Genomic DNA, 21,662 nt, shown 5'->3' on the forward strand with positions numbered 1-21,662 from the left:
GAGAGATCAGTCACGTCGCGGTCAGGGAGTCGCTGTCCCCGCGACGACGCAGCCGCAGGAGCACCGTGGTCGCCATCGCCAGGCACGCGGCGGCATACAGCAGGAAGGCGGTCGCGGAGCCGAACCACGTGCTCAGTCCACCGAGCAGGAGGGCGCCGAACGGCATACCGCCCCAGCCGAGGAAGTACAGGCTCATCACCCGGCCGCGCTGCGCGTCGTCCACGACCCGCTGGACCACCGTCTGCAGGGTCACCATGGCGCCGATGCTGAACGCGCCGCACAGCAGCGCGGCCCCCGCGAGCACAGGCACCGTCGTCGCCGTGCCGAGCAGTCCGGTGCTCACGGCGAGCAGGCCGAGGATGACCGCGGCGTGCCACACGGTGGCGATGCGCTCGGAGAGCCGGGCCACGACGAGGACCCCGAGGAGCGAACCCAGTCCGGTCAGGGCCACGAGCATGGGGAAGACGGTGTCCGGGCGGTCCGACGTCGAGGCCGCCCGGACGGCGAGCTGGGTCGTGAAGGCGCACCCGAAGAACGCGTTGACCCCGACGATGGTCAGGCAGAGCGCGGCCGGTGGCCGCTCCCGGGCGTGCCGGATGCCGGCGCGGACCTGCGCGGTCAGGCCCTCGCGGACCACCGGGGTGGCCGGCGGGACGCGACGGGTCCGGATGGCGAGCGCGGCCGCGGCCGCGGCGAGGCTGAGCGTGGCGTACATCACGAACGTGCCCAGCGTTCCCCACGCCACGAGGATGAGTCCCGCGACCGCGGGGCCGATCGAGCGGGCGAGGTTGAGCCCGGCGGCCTGGAGCGGGACGGCGGTGCCGAGTGCCTCGGCCGGGACGGTGTTGGCCACGAGGGCCTGGGTCACCGGGGACAGGAAGCTGATCCCGGTGCCGGCGAGGAAGGCGAGCACGAGCAGCACGGGCACGTCGACGAGCCTGGCCGCGGTCGTCGCCGCGCAGACCCCGGCCAGGGCACTGACCGCCAGGAGCACACCGATCTGCAGCCGCCGCCGGTCGACGGCGTCGGCGAGCACCCCGGCCGGGATGGAGAAGAGCGTGTACGGCACGAGTAGGCAGAAGAAGAGCGCGCCCATCGTCGCCGGGGTGCCGTCGACCTCGGCGAGCACCGACTGGAAGGCGATGTTGCAGCCCCAGTAGCCACCCTGGGACAGCACCAGGGTCAGGAGCACGAAGCGGAAGTCTCGGAATCGCAGGGCCGAGAACATCGCCACGTCGTCGCCGTCCTTCTTGTCGTTGTGCCGGTACCCTACCAAGCGCTTGCTTGCATGGCCAGTACCGGATGTGTTTGTCTGATCGCACCTCGAGTGAAAGGGCGTGTCGTGAGCGGCTTCTGCGCAGGACGAACGGTGATCGTGACCGGTGCTGGACAGGGACTGGGCCGGGCCCACGCCCTCGAGTTCGCCCGACAGGGCGCCGACGTCGTCGTCAACGACATCGAGAGCAGCCGGGCGGCGGCCCAGGCCGTCGTCGACGAGATCCTCGCATCCGGCGGTCGAGCGGTCGTCAGCACCGGCGACGTCAGCGATTGGGCCTACGGTGAGCGCCTCGTGCGCGAGACCGTCGAGACCTTCGGCGGGCTGCACACCCTCGTCAACAACGCCGGCATCAACCGCGACCGGATGCTGGTCAACATGAGCGAGCAGGAGTGGGACCTCGTCCTGCGGGTCGACCTCAAGGGCCACTTCGTCCCGATGCGCCACGCCGCCGCCTACTGGCGGGACGAGGCCAAGGCCGGTCGCCAGGTCGCCGCGCGCGTCGTCAACACGTCCTCCGGCGCCGGGCTCATGGGCAGCGTCGGGCAGGGCAACTACGGCGCCGCCAAGGCCGGGATCGCCGCCCTGACCCAGATCGCGGCCGTCGAGTGGGCCCGCTACGGCATCGTCGTCAACGCGATCGCCCCTTCGGCCCGCACCCCGATGACCGAGGCCGTCTTCGCCGAGGCGATGGCCGCCCCCGAGACAGGCTTCGACGCGATGGACCCGGCCAACGTCTCCCCCCTCGTGGTCTGGCTCGGTTCCGACGCCGCGCGGGCCGTGACCGGAGCCGTCTTCGAGGTCGCCGGCGGTGAGGTCTCGCTCGCCGACGGCTGGCGCCACGGGCTGGCCGCCGTCAAGGGTGAGCGGTGGGAGCCGGAAGAGCTCACCGACGCGATCGCCGACCTCGTCGCCCGCTCCGAGCCGCCGACCCCCGTCTACGGTGCCTGACATGGGTGCGGACACGGCGCGGGCCACCGGCGCACCGGTGAGCGACGAGCAGTTCCGGGCCGAGATCCGCGGCTGGCTCCACGAGGCCCTCACCGGGCCGTTCGCCGCGGCCGTCGGCACCGGCGGCGAGGGGCGTGAGCACGAGGCGCACGAGCTGCGCCGCGAGTGGGAGCGCCACCTGGGCCGGGCCGGCTGGATCGGCCTCGGCTGGCCCAGCGAGTACGGCGGACGCCCCGCGACCCTGGCCCAGCAGGTCATCTACCACGAGGAGTACGCCCGCGCCAACGCCCCCGGCCGGCTCGGGCACATGTCCGAGCAGTTGCTCGGCCCGACCCTGCTCGCCTTCGGCACACCGGAACAGAAGGCGCGGTTCCTGCCCGGCATCACCAGCGGCGAGGACATCTGGTGCCAGGGCTACTCCGAGCCCGACGCCGGCTCGGACCTCGCCGGGGTACGCACCCGCGCCGAGCGCCGAGGCGACACCTACGTCATCACCGGGCAGAAGGTGTGGACCTCGCTCGCGCACCTGGCCGACTGGTGCTTCGTGCTGTGCCGCACCGACCCCGACTCGACTCGCCATGCGGGCCTGTCCTACCTGCTCGTGCCGATGGACCAGCCCGGCATCACGGTGCGCCCGATCACCCAGTTGACCGGCACGAGCGAGTTCAACGAGGTGTTCTTCGACGGGGCGGTCGCCGCCGCCGAGCACCGCGTCGGCGCCGAGGGCGAGGGCTGGAAGGTCGCCATGGGCACCTTGGGCTTCGAGCGCGGCGTGTCCACGCTCGGCCAGCAGATCGGCTTCCGTCGGCGCCTCGATGCCGTTATCGCCCGGGCGCATGAGAACGGCGCCTGGCAGGAGCCGGCGCTGCGTGACCGCCTCGTCGAGGCCTACGTCGGGCTCGAGGTGATGCGGCACTCGGCGGTGCGGCTGCTGGCGTCCGCCGGTGAAGGGCTGTCCGGCCTGGAGGCGTCGATCTCCAAGCTCCAGTGGGCCACGTGGAACCGCTCGCTCGGCGAGCTCGCGGTCGATGTCGAGGGGGCCGGGGCACTGCTCACCGGGCCCGAGTACGAGCTGGACGATGCCCAGGTCCACTTCCTCTTCAGCCGCGCCAACACGATCTACGGCGGCTCCAACGAGATCCAGCGCAACATCATCGCCGAGCGCCTGCTCGGCCTGCCGCGATGAGGTGAGGACGATGAACGAAGCGAACGCCGACCCCCGGCCGGTGACCGAGAAGTCGCGTCCCGCGGTGGCCGAGGAGCTGGCCCAGATCCGCGCCTCCGTCGCCGAGGTGCTCGACGAGCGGGCCGACCTGCGCCGGACCCACGAGGTCATGGTCGGGGCGCAGGGCCACGACCCGCGGTTGCACGAGCTACTCACGGCTGACCTGGGCCTGCTCGGCCTCGTCGTGCCGGAGCACCTCGGCGGGCTCGGCGTCGACGTGGCCGCCGCGGCCGCCGTCATCGAGGAACTCGGGGCCCGGCTCGTGCCCGGCGCGCTCGCGACGAGCCTCACCGCGATCCTCGCCGCCCGGGCCGTCGGCGCGAGCGCCGAGCCCCTGCTGGCGCGCGTCGTGGACGAGCAGCTAACCCTGGCCATCGCTCTCGCCGAGGACGGTACGGGCTGGGACCTCGAGCAGACCGCCACCCGGGCCAGCGGCACCGGGGACGAGTGGGCGCTGACCGGGACCAAGACCCTCGTCATCGGAGCCGAAGCCGCCCGGGTCGTCCTCGTCACCGCCCGGGACGGGGACGGTGAGCCGGGCGTCTACGCCGTGGACCGGGCCGCCGACGGGGTGGACGTGTGGACGCACATGACGCTCGACCAGACCCGGCGGCTGAGCACGGTGCACCTCCGCGGGGCCGCCGCCACCCGGGTCGACGCGCCCGGTGGCGAGGGGGCCCGGGTACTGCTCGACCACGTGCGCGCCATGCTCGCACTGGAGTCGGCTGCCGCCGCCCGCGCCTGCCTTGACCGCACCGTCGAGTACCTCAAGGTCCGCGAGCAGTTCGGCCGCGCGATCGGGTCGTTCCAGGCCCTCAAGCACCGCTGCGCCGATCTCGCCGTTGCCGTCGCCGGAGCGAGGGCCACGGCCGACCACCTCGTCACAACGCTGCGCACCGGCGCCGCCACCCGCTCGCACGACGCGGCACTGGCCAAGCTCGTGTGCACCGACACGCTGATGAGCGTCGCAGCCGAGGCGATCCAGATGCACGGCGGCATCGGGTTCACCTTCGAGCACGACGCGCATCTGTTCTTCAAGCGCGGCAAGTCGGCCCAACTGCTGGCCGGTTCCCCGGCGGTGGTTCGCGCCGAGGTGGCAGCGCTCGCCGGTCTCTGAGCCGGCTGCCGACCTCCGCGGGGGCGGCAGCGCACGACAGAGGGGTCCGCACCGACGTGCGGACCCCTCTGTCGTGCGTGCCCCGCGGGCTCAGCCGAGTGGTCCGGTGCCGGGCGGCTGGGCGGCCAGGTGCCGCGACGGTATCTCACCGCCACCGGCGACGACGATCTCCGTGCCGGTGATGTAGCCGGCCAGCGGCGAGGCGAGTAACAGGCAGGCCGCGGCGATGTCGGCCGGGGTGGCCATCCGCCGCATGGGGATCGTCCGGGCCACGCGCTCCTGTCCCGCCTCGTCGCCGTAGTAGAGGTGCGAGAGTTCGGTCTGTACGAGACCCACCGTCACCTGGTTGACCCGCACGGCTGGCGCGAAGTCGATCCCGAGGCACCGGGTCAGCATCGTCAGGCCTGCCTTGGCGGCGGCGTACGCGGCGGTGTCCGGGGCCGGGTTGGCCCCGGCGACCGAGCCGATGTTGATGATCGTCCCGCCGCCCTGACGCTGCATGACCTCGTTGGCCGGCTGGGCGACGTAGAACGGAGCGAGCAGGTTGAGCGTGACGATCGCCGAGACAAAGCGCGGGGAGACCGTCGCGGTGTCGGCGCTCGGCGCGCCACCGGCGTTGTTGACCAGGATGTCGAGCCGGCCGAACCGGTCCACCGCCGCGGCGACGAGGGCTTTGGCCTGCTCCGGGTCCCGTACGTCCGACTGGACGAAGACGGGCGTGCGTCCGTCGACCTCGGGCAGTCGCTCGGGCTCGCTGCGGCCGCATACGAGCACCTGCGCCCCGGCCTTGAGGAAGGCGCGGGTGATCTCGGCGCCGATGCCACGGGTGCCTCCGGTGACAATGGCGACCTGGCCGGTCAGGTCCACGCCCCCGGGCGTCGCGGGCGTGGTGGGGGACTGGGTCATCGAAGTCCTTCCGTGGATACTCGGCCTTCCGGCCGCGGTGCCTCGCCGGCGGCGTGGCCGGGCGTCGCCACGCGAGTCTAGCAAGCGCTTGGTTGGTGGGCTACGATCCGTTCCGACAAGTGACGGGCTCAGCGTGAGGAGCTACGCGTGAGTGGCGTGTTGACCACGATCCCCGCCCTGCTACGGCAGGCCGCGCAGGACGCCGCCGAGATCGAGGCCCTGGTCGACGGTGACGTGCGAATGACTTTCGCCGAGCTCGACGCGGCTGTCACGCGGTTCGCCAGGGCCGCGGTCGCGCACGGTCTCGAGCCCGGGGACCGCGTCGTCATCTGGGCCCCGAACAGCGCCGACTGGGTCATCAGCGCGCTCGGCGTGCTGGCCGCCGGAGGCGTGCTCTGCCCCGTCAACACCCGCTTCCGCGGGGAGGAGGCGCGACACGCCATCGCCAAGGTCCGGGCCACGATGGTCATCCTCGACGACACCTTCCTGCGCGCCAACTACCTGGCCGCGCTGCGCGGCGACGGGCCACCACCGGCCATCGGGCACCCCGTGCCGGCGCTGCCCTCGGTGCGCACCGTCGTCGACCTGTCCGCCACCGCCGGCCGCGACCGGGCCGGTGACGACGTGTGGTCCCTGGCCGACTTCACCGCGCTGGCCGACCAGGTCGACCCCGGCATCATCGACGGACGGATCGCGGCCATCGACCCCGAGAGCATGGCCGACATCCTGTTCACCTCAGGCACCACCGGCTACCCCAAGGGCGCGATGGTCTCGCACGCCTCGAACCTGCGCGTCGACCTGCAGTGGGCCCGGCTCGTCGGGCTGCGCCGCGGCGACCGCTACCTCATGGTCAACCCGTTCTTCCACAGCTTCGGCTACCGGGCCGGTATCCTGGCCTGCCTCCTCATGCGCGCCACGATCATCCCGGTCGCTGTGTTCGACGTCGAGACCGTGCTGCGCCTCATCGAGCGGGAACGCGTCACCGTCTTCCCCGGCGCGCCCACCGTCTACACCTCCCTGCTCGATCACCCCGACTTCGGCGCCTACGACGTCAGCTCGGTGCGCCTGGCCGTCACCGGGGCCACGATCGTGCCGGTACCGCTGCTGCACCGGATGCGCGAGGAGCTCGGCTTCCGCGACGTCATCACCGCCTACGGCCTGACCGAGACGTGCGGCACCGCGACCGTGTGCCCGCCCGACGCCGACCTCGAGCGGATCTCGACAAGCTGCGGACAGGCGATCCCGGGCACCGAGCTGCGGATCGCCGGTGCCGACGGACAGGCGCTGCCGGCCGGTGAGACCGGCGAGGTCCTCGTGCGTGGCTACAACGTGATGCTGGGCTACTTCGAGGACCCGGCGGCCACCGCGGAGGTCATCGACGAGGACGGCTGGCTGCACACCGGTGACGTCGGCTGGGTCGACGGGGATGGTTACCTGCGCATCACCGACCGGATCAAGGACGTCTACATGAACGGGGGCTTCAACGTCTACCCCGCCGAGGTCGAGCGCGTGCTGCGCGAGCACCCAGCGGTCCTCGACGTCGCCGTCGTCGGGGTCCCCGACGAGCGGATGGGCGAGGTCGGCAGGGCCTTCGTGCAGACCGTGACCGACTGGAGCGGGGACGAGTCGGTGCTCGTCGACCAGCTCGGGGAATGGTGCCGGGACCGGCTGGCCAACTTCAAGCGCCCCCGCAGCTTCAGCATCGTCCCGACCCTGCCACGAACCCCGAGCGGGAAGATCCAGAAGTTCAAGCTCACCGGGTGAGCCCGGCGTTCGCGGGTCCCGCCGCCGGGGTGCTGCCCCGAGACGCTCGTGTGGGCGCACCGGACCGGTCTCCCACGGCCTGCAGACCCGACCAGACCTGACATCGACGGCGTTGTCGTCACGGGCAGCAGCCTTAGAACCGGAGGACACCATGCAGGACGCAGTCATCGTCGCCGCGGCGCGTTCGCCGATCGGCCGGGCCTTCAAGGGCTCGCTGGCCTCGATGCGGGCCGACGACCTGGCCACCCAGATGATCCGGGCGGCCCTGGCCCAGGTACCGTCGCTCGACCCGACCCAGATCGACGACCTCATGCTCGGCTGCGCGCAGCCGGCCGGCGAGCAGGGCTGGGGCCTCGGGCGCGTCGTCGCCGTCGAGCTCGGGCTCGACCGGGTCCCCGGGACGACGGTGCAGCGCTACTGCGCGTCGAGCCTGCAGACGACCCGGATGGCGCTGCACGCCATCCGCGCCGGCGAGGCGGACATCCTCGTCTCCGCCGGGGTCGAGGTCGTCTCACACTTCGCCGCGGGCAAGGCCGACGGCATGCCGGACACGAAGAACTCGATCTTCGCCGCGGCGGGGGAGCGCACCGCCGCCCGCGCCCAGGGCGGCGCCGGCCCGTGGACCGACCCGCGCGACACGGGTGAGCTGCCCGACGTCTACATCGCGATGGGCGAGACCGCTGAGAACGTCGCGAGCCGCCGCTGCGTGAGCCGCGCCGACCAGGACGAGTGGGCCGCCACGAGCCAGCAGCGGGCCCAGGCCGCGATCGAGTCGGGCTTCTTCGCCACCGACATCACCCCGGTGACCCTCGCCGACGGCACCGTCGTGGCCACCGACGACTGCCCCCGCGCTGGGGTGACCACCGAGTCGCTTGCCGGCCTCAACCCGGTCTTCCGGCCCGACGGCACGGTGACCGCGGGCAACTGTTGCCCGCTCAACGACGGCGCGGCCGCCCTCGTCATCATGTCCGGCCGCAAGGCCGCCGAGCTCGGCATCACGCCGCTGGCCCGGATCCTGTCCACGGGCGTTTCGGCGATCTCGCCGGAGATCATGGGTCTCGGCCCGGTCGAGGCCTCGAAGCGGGCCCTCGCGCTGGCCGGGCTCTCGATGGCCGACATCGATCTCATCGAGCTCAATGAGGCGTTCGCCGCGCAGGTCGTCCCCTCGATCTGCGACCTCAAGGCCGACCCCGAGCGGGTCAACGTCCACGGCGGCGCGATCGCCCTTGGCCACCCGTTCGGCCAGACGGGAGCGCGGATGACGACGACGCTCATCAACGGGCTGCGGGCCCGGGACGGCCAGCTCGGTCTCGAGACGATGTGCACGGCCGGCGGTCAGGGCATGGCGATGGTCGTCGAGCGGCTCTCGTAACGCCCTGTGCCCATCCGGGACAGGCGCCCGGTCGCGTTCGCGACCGGGCGAGGGTCAGCGCCGGCGCAGCGCTGCCGCGAGGGTTGCGGCCCGGCCGGCGAGAGCGGCCGCCTGTTCGGCGAACGAGACGGCGGTGCGGTCGCCACCGCTCATCACGCCCTGCGCGACCCTGGTGTGCACGCCCTCGACGATGCACGCGGTCTTCCACCAGTTGTAGGCGACGAAGTAGTCGATCCGGGCCAGGTCGGTGCCGGTGGCGAGGCAGTACCGGGCGAGCAACTCGTCCCGGGTCGAGAAGCCGGGCAGGACCGTGGCCGGGTCGTGCAGCGCGCGGGCCGCGTCGTCGGCCTGCGCCCAGTAGACGAGCAGTTGGCCGACGTCGGCCAAGGGGTCCCCGACCGTGGTCAGCTCCCAGTCGAGCACGCCCTGCACCCGCCACCGGTGGTCGAGCATGCAGTTGTCGAGGCGAAAGTCCCCGTGCACGATTCCCGAGCGGGACTGCTCGGGAGCCGTGGCCACGAGGTGCTCGTGCGCGGTTCGCAGGTCGGGCAGGTCGCGGATCCGGGTCCGGTGCCAGTTCTCGTGCCAGCGCCCGAGCTGGCGGGTGATGTAGTCCCGGCGATCGGCCAGACCCCCGAGCCCGATGAGCTCCGGCTCGAGTCCGTGCAGAGCCACGAGGGCGTCGACGAGCGTCGGGCCGATGAGCGCGCGGTCGGCCTCGGTGGTGTGCCGCTCGACGTCGGCGGGGCTGCGCAGGATCGTGCCGTCGAGGTGCTCGAGCACGACGAGAGGGGCGCCGGCCACCTCGCCCGTCTCCTCGACGGCGAGCACTCGCGGCACCGGGAGGTGGCCATGCAGGCCCCGAAGGATCCGCGCCTCGCGCAGCACGTCGTGCGCGGTGGCCGGGTGGTCCCCGAGCGGTGGACGTCGCAGCACGACGATGTGGCCGGCCGCGTCGGTGGTCCGGTAGGTGAGATTGGAGCGTCCCCCGGCGATCAGCTCGTGTCGCAGGTTCCCGTGCAACTCGGGCACGGCTCGGCTGAGCCAGGCGTCGACCCCCACCGGGAGCCCGGCGGGTCGGGTGGTGCCGGCCGGGGCTGGACCCGTCTGCGCCTGACCTGCTGCTGTCATTGAGCGCCTCCTCGTGGTCGGGCGAGTTTAGCAAGCGCTTGGTTGGTTCGGAACGCCTCGGCTGCCGACACCCTGGGCGGGGGCGTACGGTCAAGCGCTTGTTACGCTCCTTCGACACCTCCTGCCCATGGCGGGGGCAAGGATCTCCCTTGACCGGGGAAGGCCGCGCCGCCACCTGCCGGACAACCAGGCGACAGTTCAGTCGTGGGGTCCGCTCCGGTCGCGCGGCGGCCTCGTCGACAACGTCGGCGTCTTCGCCATGGGCCACGCCGGCACCGAGTCCGAGCGAACCCCGCCCGGTGCTCGTCGACCGTGCTGCGGCACGCGGCGTGGACCTCGGAGCGGGTCGCCGAGGCCGTGACGTCGCGGCCGCACCCGGCGCCCCTCGTGGTGCGCCGGGTGCGCACCGAATACCGGCTGACCCGGCGTCCGACACCTGAGCGACCGACACCCGAACCGACAGGAGCCCGATGTCCACCACGATCAACCCGACCTGCGTCAGCGGCATGGCCGCGATGTCCTGGGCACTGCCCGCGGAGATCGCGATGTACCGGCGCACCGGCACCGACCTCGTCGGCCTGCAGTGCGGCAAGGTCGCCGCCTTCGGCGTGCCGGCCCTCGGGGACCTGCTCGCCGAGCACGACGTACGGCTCGGCTACCTCGTTCACGGCTTCACCGCCCACCCGGACGACGAGTCGGGCTGGGCGCGGCAGGTCGCGGCCCTGCGGGCCGGCGTCGTCAACGCCCGTACGCTCGGGGCCGACCTCGTCTACCTCACGTCGGGCCCCTCGGCCCACCTGACCTGGGAGGAGGCGGCCGACCGGTTCGCCGAGCGGATCGCCCCGGTCGTGGCCACCGCCCGTGAGCACGGGGTGCGCCTCGGCGTGGAGAACACCCTGCCGGTCAGGTGTGACCTCAGCTTCACCCACACCGCGCGGGACGCCTTCGCCCTGGCCGACCGCTGCGGCATCGGCATCTGCCTCGACCTCTACTGCTGCTGGCAGGAGCGGGGCCTGACCGACCTGGTCCGCGAGCGGGTCGCGCAGATCGAGATCCTGCAGGTGTCCGACTTCCGGGTCGGCACCTCGACCTTCCCGAACCGGTGGGTGCCCGGGGACGCCGACCTGCCGATGGCCGGCCTGCTGGGGACCGTGCTGCGGGCCGGCTACACCGGCATCGTCGACGTCGAGCTGCTCGGCCCGGCCATCGAGGCCGAGGGCGCCGAGTCGGCGGTGACCCGCTCGGTCAGGTGGATGCGTGAGCAGATCGCGGCGGCGCGTCCCTGAGCGCTCAGGGCACGTCCGCCCACCGCGGCGGGCGCTTGGCGACGAACGCGGCCGCGCCTTCGGCGGCGTCCGGGCCGGCGAGCAACTCGAGGGTCGCGATCCGGTTGGCCGCGGCGAGGTCGCGTTCGCGGGTGTCCAGGCTCAGGTGCATGAGCCGCTTGGTCGCCAGCACCGCCGCCGGGGAGTGGGTCGCGATCCTGGCGCCGAGCGCGAGCGCGCGGGGGAGGACCTCTTCGGCGGGGACCACGACGTTGACCAGGCCAAGCTCGTAGGCACGGGCCGCCGGAAGCGGCTCGGTCGTCAACCCGACCTCGAGGGCGACGGCGAGCGGCAGCCGGCGGGGCAGGTCGGTGCCGCCCTCGGAGGCGGCGATGCCGCGCCCCACCTCGGGCAACGCGAAGTAGGCGTGCTCGGCCGCGACGACGAGGTCGCAGGCGAGGGCGAGTTCGAAGCCACCGCCGACAGCGGGCCCGTTCACCGCGGCGATGACCGGCTTGCGGTAGCCGCCGCGCAGCAGCGTCAGCGGGGAGCGGGCCACGTCGACCAGGCGCCCCTCGGCCGCGGCGCGCAGGTCCATCCCGGCGCTGAAGGACAGCTCGCCGGTGCCGGTCAGCAGGACCGTGCGCACGCCCGGGTCCGCGTCGTAGCCGAGCAGGGCGTCGGTCATCGCCAGGAGGGTCTCGGGGTCGAGGGCGTTGCGCACCTGCGGCCGATTGATCCTGACGACACCCACCGCGTCGACGCGCTCGCACACGACTGTGTCCATCGATTCATCCTCCTTCGTATCAGGGCCTTGACCCTTTCCCGGCGGCTGTTAATGTACCAACCAAGCGCTTGCTTCACGGTGATCGACCGCGGATGCCCGGCACGCGACTCGCCTCTCGCACCGCTCGCCGCCGCGCTGGAGCAGTGCCCCGACAGACGGAACGATGAGGGACATATGGCCGACAAGACTCTGACAACCCGCGATGTCGTGTCGCGGATCGAATCCGGGATGACCGTCGGCATCGGGGGGTGGGGCTCCCGGCGCAAGCCGATGGCCCTCATACGCGAGATCTTGCGCTCCGACCTCAAGGATCTGACCGTCGTCAGCTACGGCGGGCCGGACGTCGGCCTGCTCTGCGCCGCGGGCAAGGTCAAGAAGGTCGTCTTCGGCTTCGTCTCGCTCGACAGCATCGCCCTCGACCCGCACTTCCGTGCCGCCCGGCAGAAGGGCGCGCTCGAGGTCGCCGAGTACGACGAGGGCATGCTTCAGTGGGGCCTGTACGCCGCCGGCATCCGCCTGCCCTTCCTGCCGACCCGCGCCGGGCTCGGATCGGACGTCATGAAGCACAACCCCACCCTCAAGCTCGTCCAGGACCCGTACGGCACCGAGCGGCTCGTGGCCATGCCGTCGCTGCGGCTCGACGTGGCCCTCGTACACATGAACCGCGCCGACGCCCAGGGCAACGGTCAGTTCCTCGGGCCCGACCCGTACTTCGACGACCTTTACTGCCTCGCCGCCGAGCAGGCCTTCATGTCCTGCGAGCGGATCGTGCCCACAACCGAGCTCAGCGCCGCCGCGCACCCGGCGACCATCAAGATCAACCGCCAGCTCGTCACCGGCGTCGTCGAGACCCCGAACGGCGCGCACTTCACCTCCTGCGTCCCCGACTACGAGCGCGACGAGGCCTTCCAGCGTGAGTACGTCAAGGCCGCCGGCGACCGGCAGGCCTGGGCCGCCTTCGAGAAGCGGTACCTGTCTGGTACCGAGGATGACTACCAGGCGGCCGTGGCCGCCCGAGCCGAGGAGGTTGCATGAGTAGCACCGTGACCGAGTCCACAGACCGCGGCACCGCCGCCGACGGGCCGGTGACCCGCGCCGAGTACTGCGCGGTCGCCGTGGCGGAGGCGTTCGCCGGCGACGGCGAGTTCATCGCCAGCGCCTTCGGCACGATCCCGGCCGTCGGCGTCCGCCTCGCCCGGCTCACCGTCGCCCCCGACCTACTGCTCACCGACGGTGAGGCCAGCTTCGTCTCCGGTAGCTGGCAGATCGGCGCGGACCCGCACGCCACCGAGGGTGTCGTCGTCGAGGGCTGGAGCCCGTTCCGCACGATCTTCGATCTCGTCTGGCACGGCAAGCGGCATGTCATGATGATCCCGAGCCAGATCGACGGGTACGGCAACACCAACATCTCGGCCATCGGCGACTACGCCCAGCCCAAGGTGCAGCTACTCGGCGTGCGCGGCGCCCCCGGCAACAGCGTCTCCCACCCGACCAGCTATTGGGTGCCCAACCACTCCAAGCGCGTCTTCGTCCCGACCGTCGACATGGTCTCCGGCGTCGGCACCGACAACGCCCGCGCCGCCGGTCCGGCCGCGAGCGCGTACCACGACCTGCGCCGTGTCGTCACCAACCTCGCGGTCCTCGACTTCGGCGGCCCTGATGGCGCGATGCGCCTGCTCAGTCTGCACCCTGGCGTCACGCTCGAGGAGTTCCGTGCGGCCACCGGCTGTGACGTGCACGTCGAGGGTGCGGTCCCGGCCACCCGCGAGCCGAGCGCCGAGGAGCTCCGCCTCATCCGCGAGATCATCGACCCCCGCTCACTGCGCGACCGCGAGATCCCCACATGAGCCAGGCCCAGGAGTTGCACCCGACGCTGCGCACCCGGGCAGCCGACCTGTTCGGGGTGCGGTATCCGATCGTCCAGACCGGCATGGGCTACGTCTCCGACGTGCGCCTGACCACCGCGACGGCCAACGCCGGTGGGCTGGGCATCCTCGCGGCCGGCCTGCTGTCCTACGACGAGCTCGTCGTGGCCATCGAGCGGATCCAGGTCGGCACGGACGCGCCGTTCGGCGTCAACATCCGCGCCGACCAGCCCGACGTCGCCAAGCGCATCGACCTGCTCATCTCGGCCGGTGTCAAGGTTGCCTCCTTCGCACTCGCCCCCAAGCAGGAGCTCATCGCCAAGTGCAAGGACGCCGGCCTCGTCGTCGTCCCGTCGATCGGCGCGCGCCGCCATGCCGAGAAGGTCGCCGCGTGGGGCGCCGACGCCGTCATCGTGCAGGGCGGTGAGGGCGGCGGCCACACCGGCGGCGTGCCCACCAGCCTGCTGCTGCCCCAGGTCGTCGACGCCGTCGACATCCCGGTCATCGGCGCTGGTGGCTTCTTCGACGGCCGTGGCCTCGTCGCCGCGCTCGCCTACGGTGCCGAGGGCATCGCCATGGGCACCCGCTTCCTGCTCACCAGCGACTCGCCGGTCCAGCCCTCGGTCAAGGACGTCTACCTGTCCAAGACGGTCAACGACACCGTCCTGACCCTGCAGGTCGACGGCGTGCCGCAGCGCGTGCTGCGCGCCGGCACGATCGAGGAGCTGGAGCGCACCTCCGCCCCCGGCCGGCTGCTGCGGGCCGTGCGCAACGCCTTCGCCTTCCGGAAGCTGTCCGGCACGCCGTGGGGCGACATGATCCGGGAGGGCCTGGCCATGCGCAAGGCCCACGACCTGACGTGGAGCCAGGTCGTCATGGCGGCCAACGCTCCGATGCTCTACCGGTCGGCCCTGCTCGAGGGCAAGACCGACGTCGGTGTCATGGCCACCGGCCAGGTCGTCGGACTTATCGACGACGTCCCGAGCGTCGCCGAGCTGATCGACCGCATCATCGGCGAGGCCACCCGGATCCTCGACCGGCTCGGCGCGCCCGCGCCGGTCGCGTCGGTCCCGGCCGCATACAAGGAGAACTAGTCATGGGAGCTTTGCAGGGACGGGTCGCCGTCATCACCGGTGCCGGTCGGGGCCTCGGCCGTGAGCACGCGCTGCTCGCCGCCGCCGAGGGTGCCTCGGTCGTCGTCGCCGACACCGGCGCCGCCGCCGACGGCACCGGCGGTGACCCCTCGGTCATCGAGGCCGTCGCCGCCGAGATCACGACCGCCGGCGGGCAGGCCGTGGCCAGCACCGCGGACGTCTCCACCACCGAGGGTGCCCGCAAGCTGCTCGCGCTCGCCCGCGACACCTACGGGCGCGTCGACGGCCTCGTCAACAACGCCGGCATCCTGCGAGACCGGATGTTCGTCAACATGAGCGAGGACGACTGGGACGCCGTGATCCGTGGCCAGCTCCGCTCGACGTTCGCGCCGTGCCGGGTGTTCGCCGACTACTGGCGCACCGAGTCCAAGGCCGGCAACCAGCCGGTCGCCTCGATCGTCAACGTCTCCTCGACCTCGGGGCTCATCGGCGCCGTCGGGCAGACGAACTACGGCGCGGGCAAGGCCGCGATCGCAGCCCTCACCGTCATCCTCGCCCAGGAGATCGGCCGCTACGGCGTGCGCGTCAACGCGATCGTCCCGGTCGCGCGCACCCGGATGACCCAGGACCTGCCCGGCATCGGCGAGATGGTCGCCGCCCCGGCCGACCCCGCCGCGTTCGACGTCTACCACCCGGGCAACGTCTCCCCGCTCGTCGCCTGGCTGCTCACCGCCGCCGCGCCGGTGACAGGAGAGGTGTACTACGCCAAGGGCGGCGAGATCCGTCGCTTCGCGCCGTGGAGCTACGACTGGACCATCGACAAGGGCGCCCGCTGGAGCGTCGAGGAGATCGCGAAGGAGATGGCCACCCGTGGCTGACACCGGTCACACCACCGCCGCCGACTGGGCCGGTCCCGCCCACGGGCTGCTCTCCGGGCGCTCGGTGCTCGTCACCGCCGCGGCCGGTACCGGCATCGGCTTCTCGACGGCGCGCCGCGCCGCCGAGGAAGGCGCGCATGTCGCCATCAGCGACCGTCACGAGCGCCGCCTCGCCGAGTCGGCCGACGAGCTCGAGCGTCTCACCGGGAAGCGGCCGCTCGCGGTGCCCTGCGACGTCACCGACCAGGCACAGCTCGACTACCTCATGGACACCGTCGCCGCCGAGTTCGGCGGCATCGACGTGCTCGTCAACAACGCCGGCCTCGGCGGCACCGCGGCCGTGCAGGACATGACCGACGACCAGTGGGACTCCGTCCTGTCGGTGACCCTGACCTCGACGTTCAAGGCGACCCGGTCGGTGCTGCGGCACATGATCCCGGCGGGCAAGGGGGCCATCGTCAACAACGCGTCCGTCATCGGCTGGCGCGCGCAGAAGGGGCAGGCGCACTATGCCGCGGCGAAGGCCGGCGTCATGGCGCTGACCCGGTGCTCGGCCCTCGACGTTGCCGAGCACGGCATCCGGGTCAACGCGGTGTCCCCGAGCATCGCGATGCACGCCCACCTGGCCAAGGTGACCAGTGACGAGCTGCTCGCCCAGCTCTCGGCCCAGGAGGCCTTCGGCCGGGCGGCGACGCCGTGGGAGATCGCCAACGTCATCGTCTTCCTCGCCAGTGACTACTCGTCGTACATGACCGGCGAGGTCGTGTCCGTCTCGAGCCAGCACCCGTGACGACCCGGCGCGCGCCGGCGCGCACCTGACCAACGAAAGGAGCTCGTCGTGGCCAACCCCGACGCGCAGGGCGTCACCGGCGCCCCCTTCCGGCTCGACGTCGAGCGAGGCAAGATCCGCGAGTTCGCACTGGCGACCGGGGCGGCCGACGCGGCCTACCTGCGGGAGGAACACCCGGTCGTGCAGCCGACGTTCCTCACGACGACGTTCTTCTGGCAGGACGAGGACTCCAACCCGTGGTCCGCGGTTGACCTCGACCAGCAGCGCGGCCTGCACGCCGAGCAGCAGTACACCTTCTTCGGCGAGCCGCCTCGCGCCGGGACCAGGCTCACCTGCCAGTCGCGCATCGGCGAGATCTACACCAAGGTGGGTCGCCGCGGCGGTGAGATGACCTTCGCCGTGATGTACACCGACTTCCGCGACGAGACCGGGCGTCTCGTCGCCCAGGCCAAGCTCACCGGTGTCGAGACGGCCCGCCCGCCGGACACCGAGGGCACGACGCAGGACGGAGCCTCCGCTTGAGCGACACGACCTCCACCACGCAGCCCGGCACGACCGAGGTCAGCCTGCCCGTCCCGCCGACCCCGCCGGCGCGCACCTACGGCCCGGTGACCCGCACCGACTTCGTCCGCTACCAGGGCGCCTCGGGTGACATGAACCCGATCCACCACGACGAGGTCTTCGCCAGGGCCGCCGGGTTCCCGAGCCCCTTCTCGGTGGGCATGTGGCAGGCAAGCCTGCTCGGCACCTTCGCCACCGACTGGCTCGGCGGCCCCAACGTGCGTGACTTCCGCATCCGGTTCCTGGCCCAGGTGTGGCCGGGCGACACCCTCACGCTCGAGGGTGTTCCACTGCGCACGTACGTGCTCGACGGTGAGGACGGTCGTGAGGGCCGCGTCGACGTCGAGCTGACCTGCCGGCGTCAGACCGGCGACACGGCCGTCACCGTATGGGCGACGTTCGTGTTGCCGTGACACCACCCTTCGCAGGCGTGACACACCCGAGATCAGCGAGCAGCCGGGACTACCGAGGAGCAGGATGACCCCCACGACCCACCAGTCCGTGACGACGACCGTCCATCCCGACGGGATCGCCGAGATCGTCGTGGACAACCCACCGGTGAACGCGCTACCCGTGGCCGGCTGGTTCGCGCTCGCCTCCGCCCTCGACGCCGCCGGCGCCGACGAGTTGGTGCGGGTCGTCGTGCTGCGCGCCGAGGGCCGCGGCTTCAACGCCGGCGTCGACATCAAGGAGATGCAGCACACCGACGGCTTCACCGCGCTGCTCGGCGCCAACCGCGGCTGTTACGCCGCGTTCAAGGCCGTCTACGAGTGCCCCGTCCCGGTCGTCACCGCCGTCAACGGCTTCTGCCTCGGGGGCGGCATCGGGCTGGCCGGCAACTCCGATGTCATCGTCGCCTCCGACGACGCCACCTTCGGCCTGCCCGAGGTCGACCGCGGCGCCCTCGGTGCCGCGACCCACCTGTCCCGGATGGTGCCCCAGCACCGGATGCGCGCCATGGTCTACACCTCGGCCACGGCCACCGCCCAGGAGCTGCACGCGTACGGCTCGGTCCACAGCGTCGTTCCCCGCGAGCAGTTGCGTGCGGCGGCGCTCGCCGTCGCGACCCAGATCGCCGCGAAGAACCCCACCGTCATCCGGGCCGCGAAGGCCTCGCTCAACGGCATCGACCTGTGGGACGTCAACCGCAGCTACCGCTTCGAGCAGGGCTTCACCTTCGAGCTCAACCTCACCGGGGTCGCCGACCGGATCCGCGACGAGTTCGCCGGTACCGACAAGGCGGCGCGTTCGGGCAGCGAGGGCTGAGCCGTGCGTTCGATGGTGGCCAGTGAGCTCGGGGGGCCCGAGGTGCTCACGGTGACGGACGGGCCGCAGCCGCGGCCCGGCCCCGGGCAGGTGCTCGTCGACGTCGTCGGCGCCGGGGTGAACTTCCCCGACGGCCTCATCGTCGCCGGCACCTACCAGACCAAGCCGGAGCTGCCGTTCGTGCCCGGCTGCGAGGTGGCCGGCACGGTCGCGGCACTCGGCGACGGGGTGAGCGGCCCGCCCGTCGGCACCCGCGTCATCGGCTTCTGCGGCATCGGCGGCTACGCCGCGCAGGTGCTCGTCGACGCCCGCATGGTCCACCGGCTGCCCGACGGCATCGACCTCGTGGAGGCCAGCACGATCCCCGTCGTCTACGGCACGTCCTACCACGGGCTCGTCGACCGGGCCGGCCTTGCCACCGGCGAGAGGCTGCTCGTGCTCGGCGCCTCCGGCGGCGTGGGCCTCACCGCCGTGCAGATCGGCAAGGCCCTCGGCGCGACCGTGATCGCGGCCGCCTCGAGCGAGGACAAGCGTGCGCTGTGCCTGGCACACGGGGCCGACCACGCCATCGGCTACGACGACCTGACGGCGACGGTGCGCGAGCTGACCGGCGGCGCCGGTGCCGACGTCGTCTACGACCCCGTCGGCGGCGACGCCGCCACCGCGGCGCTGCGAACCCTCGCGTGGGCCGGGCGGTTCCTCACCGTCGGCTACGCGGCGGGCGAGATCCCGCAGGTCAAGCTCAACCGGCTGTTGCTCACGGAGGGCGCGGTGCTGGGGGTGCTCTGGGGCGCCTGGGCCAAGCGCAACCCGGAGGCGAACGCCGCGAACATGACGACGCTGCTCGAGTGGGTCGCCGCCGGCCGGCTGAGGCCACACGTCAGCGAAGTCTTCCCGCTTGAGGAGGCCGCCCGCGCGCTCGCCACGGTGATGAACCGTGGCGCCCGCGGCAAGATCGCCCTCCGCGTGAACGCAGGCAAGGAGTGACGGTGGCTGACGCGACCGACCTGACCCAGATGGACCTCGGCCCCGGCTCACGCGCGAGCGAGCTGCTCGCGACGTTGCGCACGTTCATGGCCGAGCACGTCTACCCGGCCGAGAAGGTGTACGCCGCCGAGCTCGGTGCCGCGGCCCGCGCGAACGGAGGCGTATCCCACGTCCTGCCGCCGGTTGTCGAAGCGCTGAAGGCCGAGGCGCGCAAGCTGGGTCTGTGGAACCTGTTCCTGCCTGACCTGTCGGGCCTCACGAACGTCGAGTACGCATACCTCGCCGAGGAGACCGGACGCTCGCCCTACCTCGCCCCCGAGGCGCTCAACTGTGCCGCACCGGACACGGGCAACATGGAGCTGCTGCACATGTTCGGCACGCCCGAGCAGCGGCGGCGGTGGCTCACACCGCTGCTCGAGGGCACGATGCGCTCCGGCTTCTCGATGACCGAGCCGGACGTGGCCTCCTCCGACGCACGGAACATCTCCACCTCGATCGTGCGTGACGGCGACGAGTACGTCATCAACGGACGCAAGTGGTGGACGACCGGCGCGGCGGACCCGCGCTGCGACATCCTCGTGCTGATGGGCAAGACGGACCCGGAAGCGGCCGCCCACCGGCAGCAGTCCATGATTCTCGTGCCGGTGGCTACCCCCGGGGTGACGATCGTGCGCTCGCTGCCGATCTTCGGCTACCACGACCAGCACGGCCACTGCGAGATCCGGTTCGACGACGTGCGGGTGCCGGTGACGAACCTGCTCGGCGCAGAGGGCGACGGTTTCGCGATCGCCCAGGCCCGCCTCGGCCCGGGCCGCATCCACCACGCGATGCGCTGCGTCGGCATGGCCGAGCGGGGCCTCGAGCTCATGGTGCGCCGGACGACGGCCCGCGAGGCGTTCGGCGGCCCGCTCTCCGACCAGGGTGTGATCCGCAACTGGATCGCCGAGTCCCGCATCGAGATCGAGCAGGCTCGCCTGCTCGTACTGAAGGCGGCGTGGCTCATCGATCGGGTCGGGGCCAAGGGCGCCGCGACCGAGATCGCCGCGATCAAGGTCGTCGCGCCGCGGGTCGCCCGCAACGTGCTGGACCGTTCGATCCAGGCACATGGCGGCGGCGGGGTCACCGACGACTTCCCGATCGCCCGGATGTGGGCCAGCGCCCGAATCCTCGGCATCGCCGACGGCCCGGACGAGGTGCACCTGCGCACGGTGGCCCGCACGCAACTGCGCCGCTACCGTGACACGGCGCCGGCGGGCGCCGCCGAGAAGGGGCGGGGCTGAGATGGACCTGACCTGGTCGGAGCAGGACGAGCAGTTCCGGGCGGAGGCCCGCGACTGGCTGGCCGCGAACGTGCCGCGGCAGCCGCTGCCCTCGGGGGACACCGCGGAGGGTTTCGCCGCGCACCTGGCGTGGGAGCGGGCACTGCACGCGGACCGGTGGTCGGTCGTGTCGTGGCCCAAGGAGTACGGCGGCCGCGAGGCCTCGATCTGGCAGTGGCTCATCTTCGAGGAGGAGTACTACCGGGCCGCAGCGCCGCAGCGGGTGACGCAGAACGGCATCTTCCTGCTGGCCCCGACGATCTTCGAGTTCGGCACCAAACAGCAGCAGGATGAGCTGCTGCCGCGGATGGCGGCGGCGCAGGACCTGTGGGCCCAGGGCTGGTCGGAGCCAGGCGCGGGCAGCGACCTGGCCGGGATCCGATCCCGGGCGGCCCGGGACGAGCAGGCCGGCGGGTGGCGCCTGAGCGGGCAGAAGACCTGGTCGACCCGGGCCGCGTTCTGCACCCACGTGTTCGGCTTGTTCCGCACCGACCCGCAGGCCGAGCGGCATCGAGGACTGACGTACTTCCTTGTGCCGCTGGACACCCCGGGGGTGACGGTGCGCGGGTTCGACCGGCTCGACGGTGATGAGGGCTTCGCCGACGTCTTCTTCGAGGACGCGTTCGTACCGGACTCGGCGGTTCTTGGCGGCGTCCACCAGGGCTGGTCGGTCGCGATGGCGACGACCGGGTCGGAGCGGGGCCTGACGCTGCGCTCGCCGGGGCGATTCCTCAAGGCGGCCGACGCGCTCGTGGCGCTCGCGGGCGAGCGGGCCGAGGCGGCGACCGACCTGCTCCGCGACCGTGTGGCACGCTCGTGGATGCAGGCGCACGCCTACCAGCAGTTCACGCTCGCGCAGGTCACCGATATCGTCGAGGGTCGCCAGGTCGGTGCGCGTTCGAGCCTCAACAAGGTCTTCTGGTCCGAGCTCGACATCGCGTTGCACGAGACGGCGCTGGAACTGCTCGGTCCGGACGCGCTCCTCGACGGACCCTGGACCCGCGGCTACCAGTTCTCGCTGTCGGGTCCCATCTATGCGGGCACCAACGAGATCCAGCGCAACATCATCGCCGAGCGCCTGCTCGGTCTGCCGAGGAGGTGACCAGGC

21 protein-coding genes are annotated in these 21,662 nt (G+C 72.1%); 17 read left to right on the plus strand and 4 right to left on the minus strand.

Annotated features, from left to right (window positions below):
• Positions 1-10 precede the first annotated feature (10 nt).
• A complete protein-coding gene (locus Drose_RS13010) occupies positions 11-1,276 on the minus strand; it encodes an MFS transporter (protein WP_260728437.1) in 1,266 nt (421 codons plus the stop codon).
• Between the two features lie 93 nt (positions 1,277-1,369).
• On the opposite strand from Drose_RS13010, the gene Drose_RS13015 reads away from it, so the two are divergent.
• Genes Drose_RS13015 through Drose_RS13025 form a run of 3 tightly spaced genes read left to right on the plus strand, consistent with a single transcriptional unit; the run spans position 1,370 to position 4,569 of the window.
• Positions 1,370-2,227 carry an SDR family oxidoreductase gene (locus Drose_RS13015; protein ID WP_260728438.1) on the plus strand — a complete coding sequence of 286 codons (858 nt, stop codon included), beginning with the start codon at positions 1,370-1,372 and terminating at the stop codon, positions 2,225-2,227.
• 37 nt (positions 2,228-2,264) lie between these two features.
• Complete coding sequence (locus Drose_RS13020; protein ID WP_260729707.1) at positions 2,265-3,413, plus strand: acyl-CoA dehydrogenase family protein; 1,149 nt, start codon at positions 2,265-2,267, stop codon at positions 3,411-3,413.
• A gap of 10 nt (positions 3,414-3,423) precedes the next feature.
• Positions 3,424-4,569: an acyl-CoA dehydrogenase family protein gene (locus Drose_RS13025; RefSeq protein ID WP_260728439.1), complete on the plus strand. Its 1,146-nt coding sequence runs from the start codon at positions 3,424-3,426 to the stop codon at positions 4,567-4,569.
• A 90-nt stretch (positions 4,570-4,659) separates the two neighbouring features.
• Here the strand turns inward: Drose_RS13025 and Drose_RS13030 are convergent, their stop codons facing one another.
• Positions 4,660-5,475 (minus strand): SDR family oxidoreductase, encoded by an 816-nt coding sequence (locus Drose_RS13030; RefSeq protein WP_260728440.1) that lies wholly within the window; start codon positions 5,473-5,475, stop codon positions 4,660-4,662.
• Positions 5,476-5,622: 147 nt separating this feature from the next.
• On the opposite strand from Drose_RS13030, the gene Drose_RS13035 reads away from it, so the two are divergent.
• Positions 5,623-7,239, plus strand: a complete 1,617-nt coding sequence (locus tag Drose_RS13035) for a FadD3 family acyl-CoA ligase (RefSeq protein ID WP_390891379.1) — start codon at positions 5,623-5,625, stop codon at positions 7,237-7,239.
• 151 nt (positions 7,240-7,390) lie between these two features.
• Positions 7,391-8,611 carry an acetyl-CoA C-acetyltransferase gene (locus Drose_RS13040; RefSeq protein WP_260728441.1) on the plus strand — a complete coding sequence of 407 codons (1,221 nt, stop codon included), beginning with the start codon at positions 7,391-7,393 and terminating at the stop codon, positions 8,609-8,611.
• A gap of 54 nt (positions 8,612-8,665) precedes the next feature.
• Here Drose_RS13040 and Drose_RS13045 read toward each other — a convergent pair whose 3' ends face one another.
• Positions 8,666-9,742 carry a phosphotransferase family protein gene (locus tag Drose_RS13045; protein WP_260728442.1) on the minus strand — a complete coding sequence of 359 codons (1,077 nt, stop codon included), beginning with the start codon at positions 9,740-9,742 and terminating at the stop codon, positions 8,666-8,668.
• A 470-nt stretch (positions 9,743-10,212) separates the two neighbouring features.
• Here Drose_RS13045 and Drose_RS13050 point away from each other — a divergent pair, with 470 nt between their 5' ends.
• Positions 10,213-11,028, plus strand: coding sequence for a sugar phosphate isomerase/epimerase family protein (locus Drose_RS13050; RefSeq protein ID WP_260728443.1), 816 nt, complete (start codon positions 10,213-10,215; stop codon positions 11,026-11,028).
• A 4-nt stretch (positions 11,029-11,032) separates the two neighbouring features.
• Here Drose_RS13050 and Drose_RS13055 read toward each other — a convergent pair whose 3' ends face one another.
• Positions 11,033-11,794 carry an enoyl-CoA hydratase-related protein gene (locus tag Drose_RS13055; RefSeq protein ID WP_260728444.1) on the minus strand — a complete coding sequence of 254 codons (762 nt, stop codon included), beginning with the start codon at positions 11,792-11,794 and terminating at the stop codon, positions 11,033-11,035.
• Positions 11,795-11,968: 174 nt separating this feature from the next.
• Here Drose_RS13055 and Drose_RS13060 point away from each other — a divergent pair, with 174 nt between their 5' ends.
• From Drose_RS13060 to Drose_RS13110, 11 genes are all read left to right on the plus strand, one after another.
• A complete protein-coding gene (locus Drose_RS13060) occupies positions 11,969-12,829 on the plus strand; it encodes a CoA transferase subunit A (protein WP_260728445.1) in 861 nt (286 codons plus the stop codon).
• Complete coding sequence (locus tag Drose_RS13065; protein WP_260728446.1) at positions 12,826-13,641, plus strand: CoA-transferase subunit beta; 816 nt, start codon at positions 12,826-12,828, stop codon at positions 13,639-13,641. Before Drose_RS13060 ends, Drose_RS13065 begins: the two co-directional genes overlap by 4 nt.
• A complete protein-coding gene (locus Drose_RS13070; RefSeq protein WP_390891380.1) occupies positions 13,638-14,753 on the plus strand; it encodes an NAD(P)H-dependent flavin oxidoreductase in 1,116 nt (371 codons plus the stop codon). Before Drose_RS13065 ends, Drose_RS13070 begins: the two co-directional genes overlap by 4 nt.
• A 2-nt stretch (positions 14,754-14,755) precedes the next feature.
• Positions 14,756-15,631, plus strand: coding sequence for an SDR family NAD(P)-dependent oxidoreductase (locus tag Drose_RS13075; protein WP_260728447.1), 876 nt, complete (start codon positions 14,756-14,758; stop codon positions 15,629-15,631).
• The gene (locus tag Drose_RS13080) at positions 15,624-16,421 is read left to right on the plus strand and encodes an SDR family oxidoreductase (RefSeq protein WP_260728448.1); all 798 of its coding nucleotides are present in this window, start codon (positions 15,624-15,626) and stop codon (positions 16,419-16,421) included. Before Drose_RS13075 ends, Drose_RS13080 begins: the two co-directional genes overlap by 8 nt.
• A 48-nt stretch (positions 16,422-16,469) precedes the next feature.
• Entirely contained in the window at positions 16,470-16,943 is a 474-nt protein-coding gene (locus tag Drose_RS13085) for a MaoC family dehydratase N-terminal domain-containing protein (RefSeq protein WP_260728449.1), read from the plus strand.
• Entirely contained in the window at positions 16,940-17,395 is a 456-nt protein-coding gene (locus Drose_RS13090) for a MaoC/PaaZ C-terminal domain-containing protein (protein WP_260728450.1), read from the plus strand. Before Drose_RS13085 ends, Drose_RS13090 begins: the two co-directional genes overlap by 4 nt.
• 64 nt (positions 17,396-17,459) lie before the next feature.
• Positions 17,460-18,248 (plus strand): enoyl-CoA hydratase family protein, encoded by a 789-nt coding sequence (locus Drose_RS13095; RefSeq protein WP_260728451.1) that lies wholly within the window; start codon positions 17,460-17,462, stop codon positions 18,246-18,248.
• 51 nt (positions 18,249-18,299) lie between these two features.
• Complete coding sequence (locus tag Drose_RS13100; protein ID WP_260728452.1) at positions 18,300-19,235, plus strand: NADPH:quinone oxidoreductase family protein; 936 nt, start codon at positions 18,300-18,302, stop codon at positions 19,233-19,235.
• 29 nt (positions 19,236-19,264) lie between these two features.
• Positions 19,265-20,515 (plus strand): acyl-CoA dehydrogenase family protein, encoded by a 1,251-nt coding sequence (locus tag Drose_RS13105; RefSeq protein ID WP_260729710.1) that lies wholly within the window; start codon positions 19,265-19,267, stop codon positions 20,513-20,515.
• A 1-nt stretch (position 20,516) separates the two neighbouring features.
• A complete protein-coding gene (locus Drose_RS13110; protein WP_260728453.1) occupies positions 20,517-21,656 on the plus strand; it encodes an acyl-CoA dehydrogenase family protein in 1,140 nt (379 codons plus the stop codon).
• Positions 21,657-21,662: the final 6 nt, after the last annotated feature.

This window comes from Dactylosporangium roseum, from assembly GCF_025264685.1.
Lineage (GTDB): Bacteria > Actinomycetota > Actinomycetes > Mycobacteriales > Micromonosporaceae > Dactylosporangium > Dactylosporangium roseum.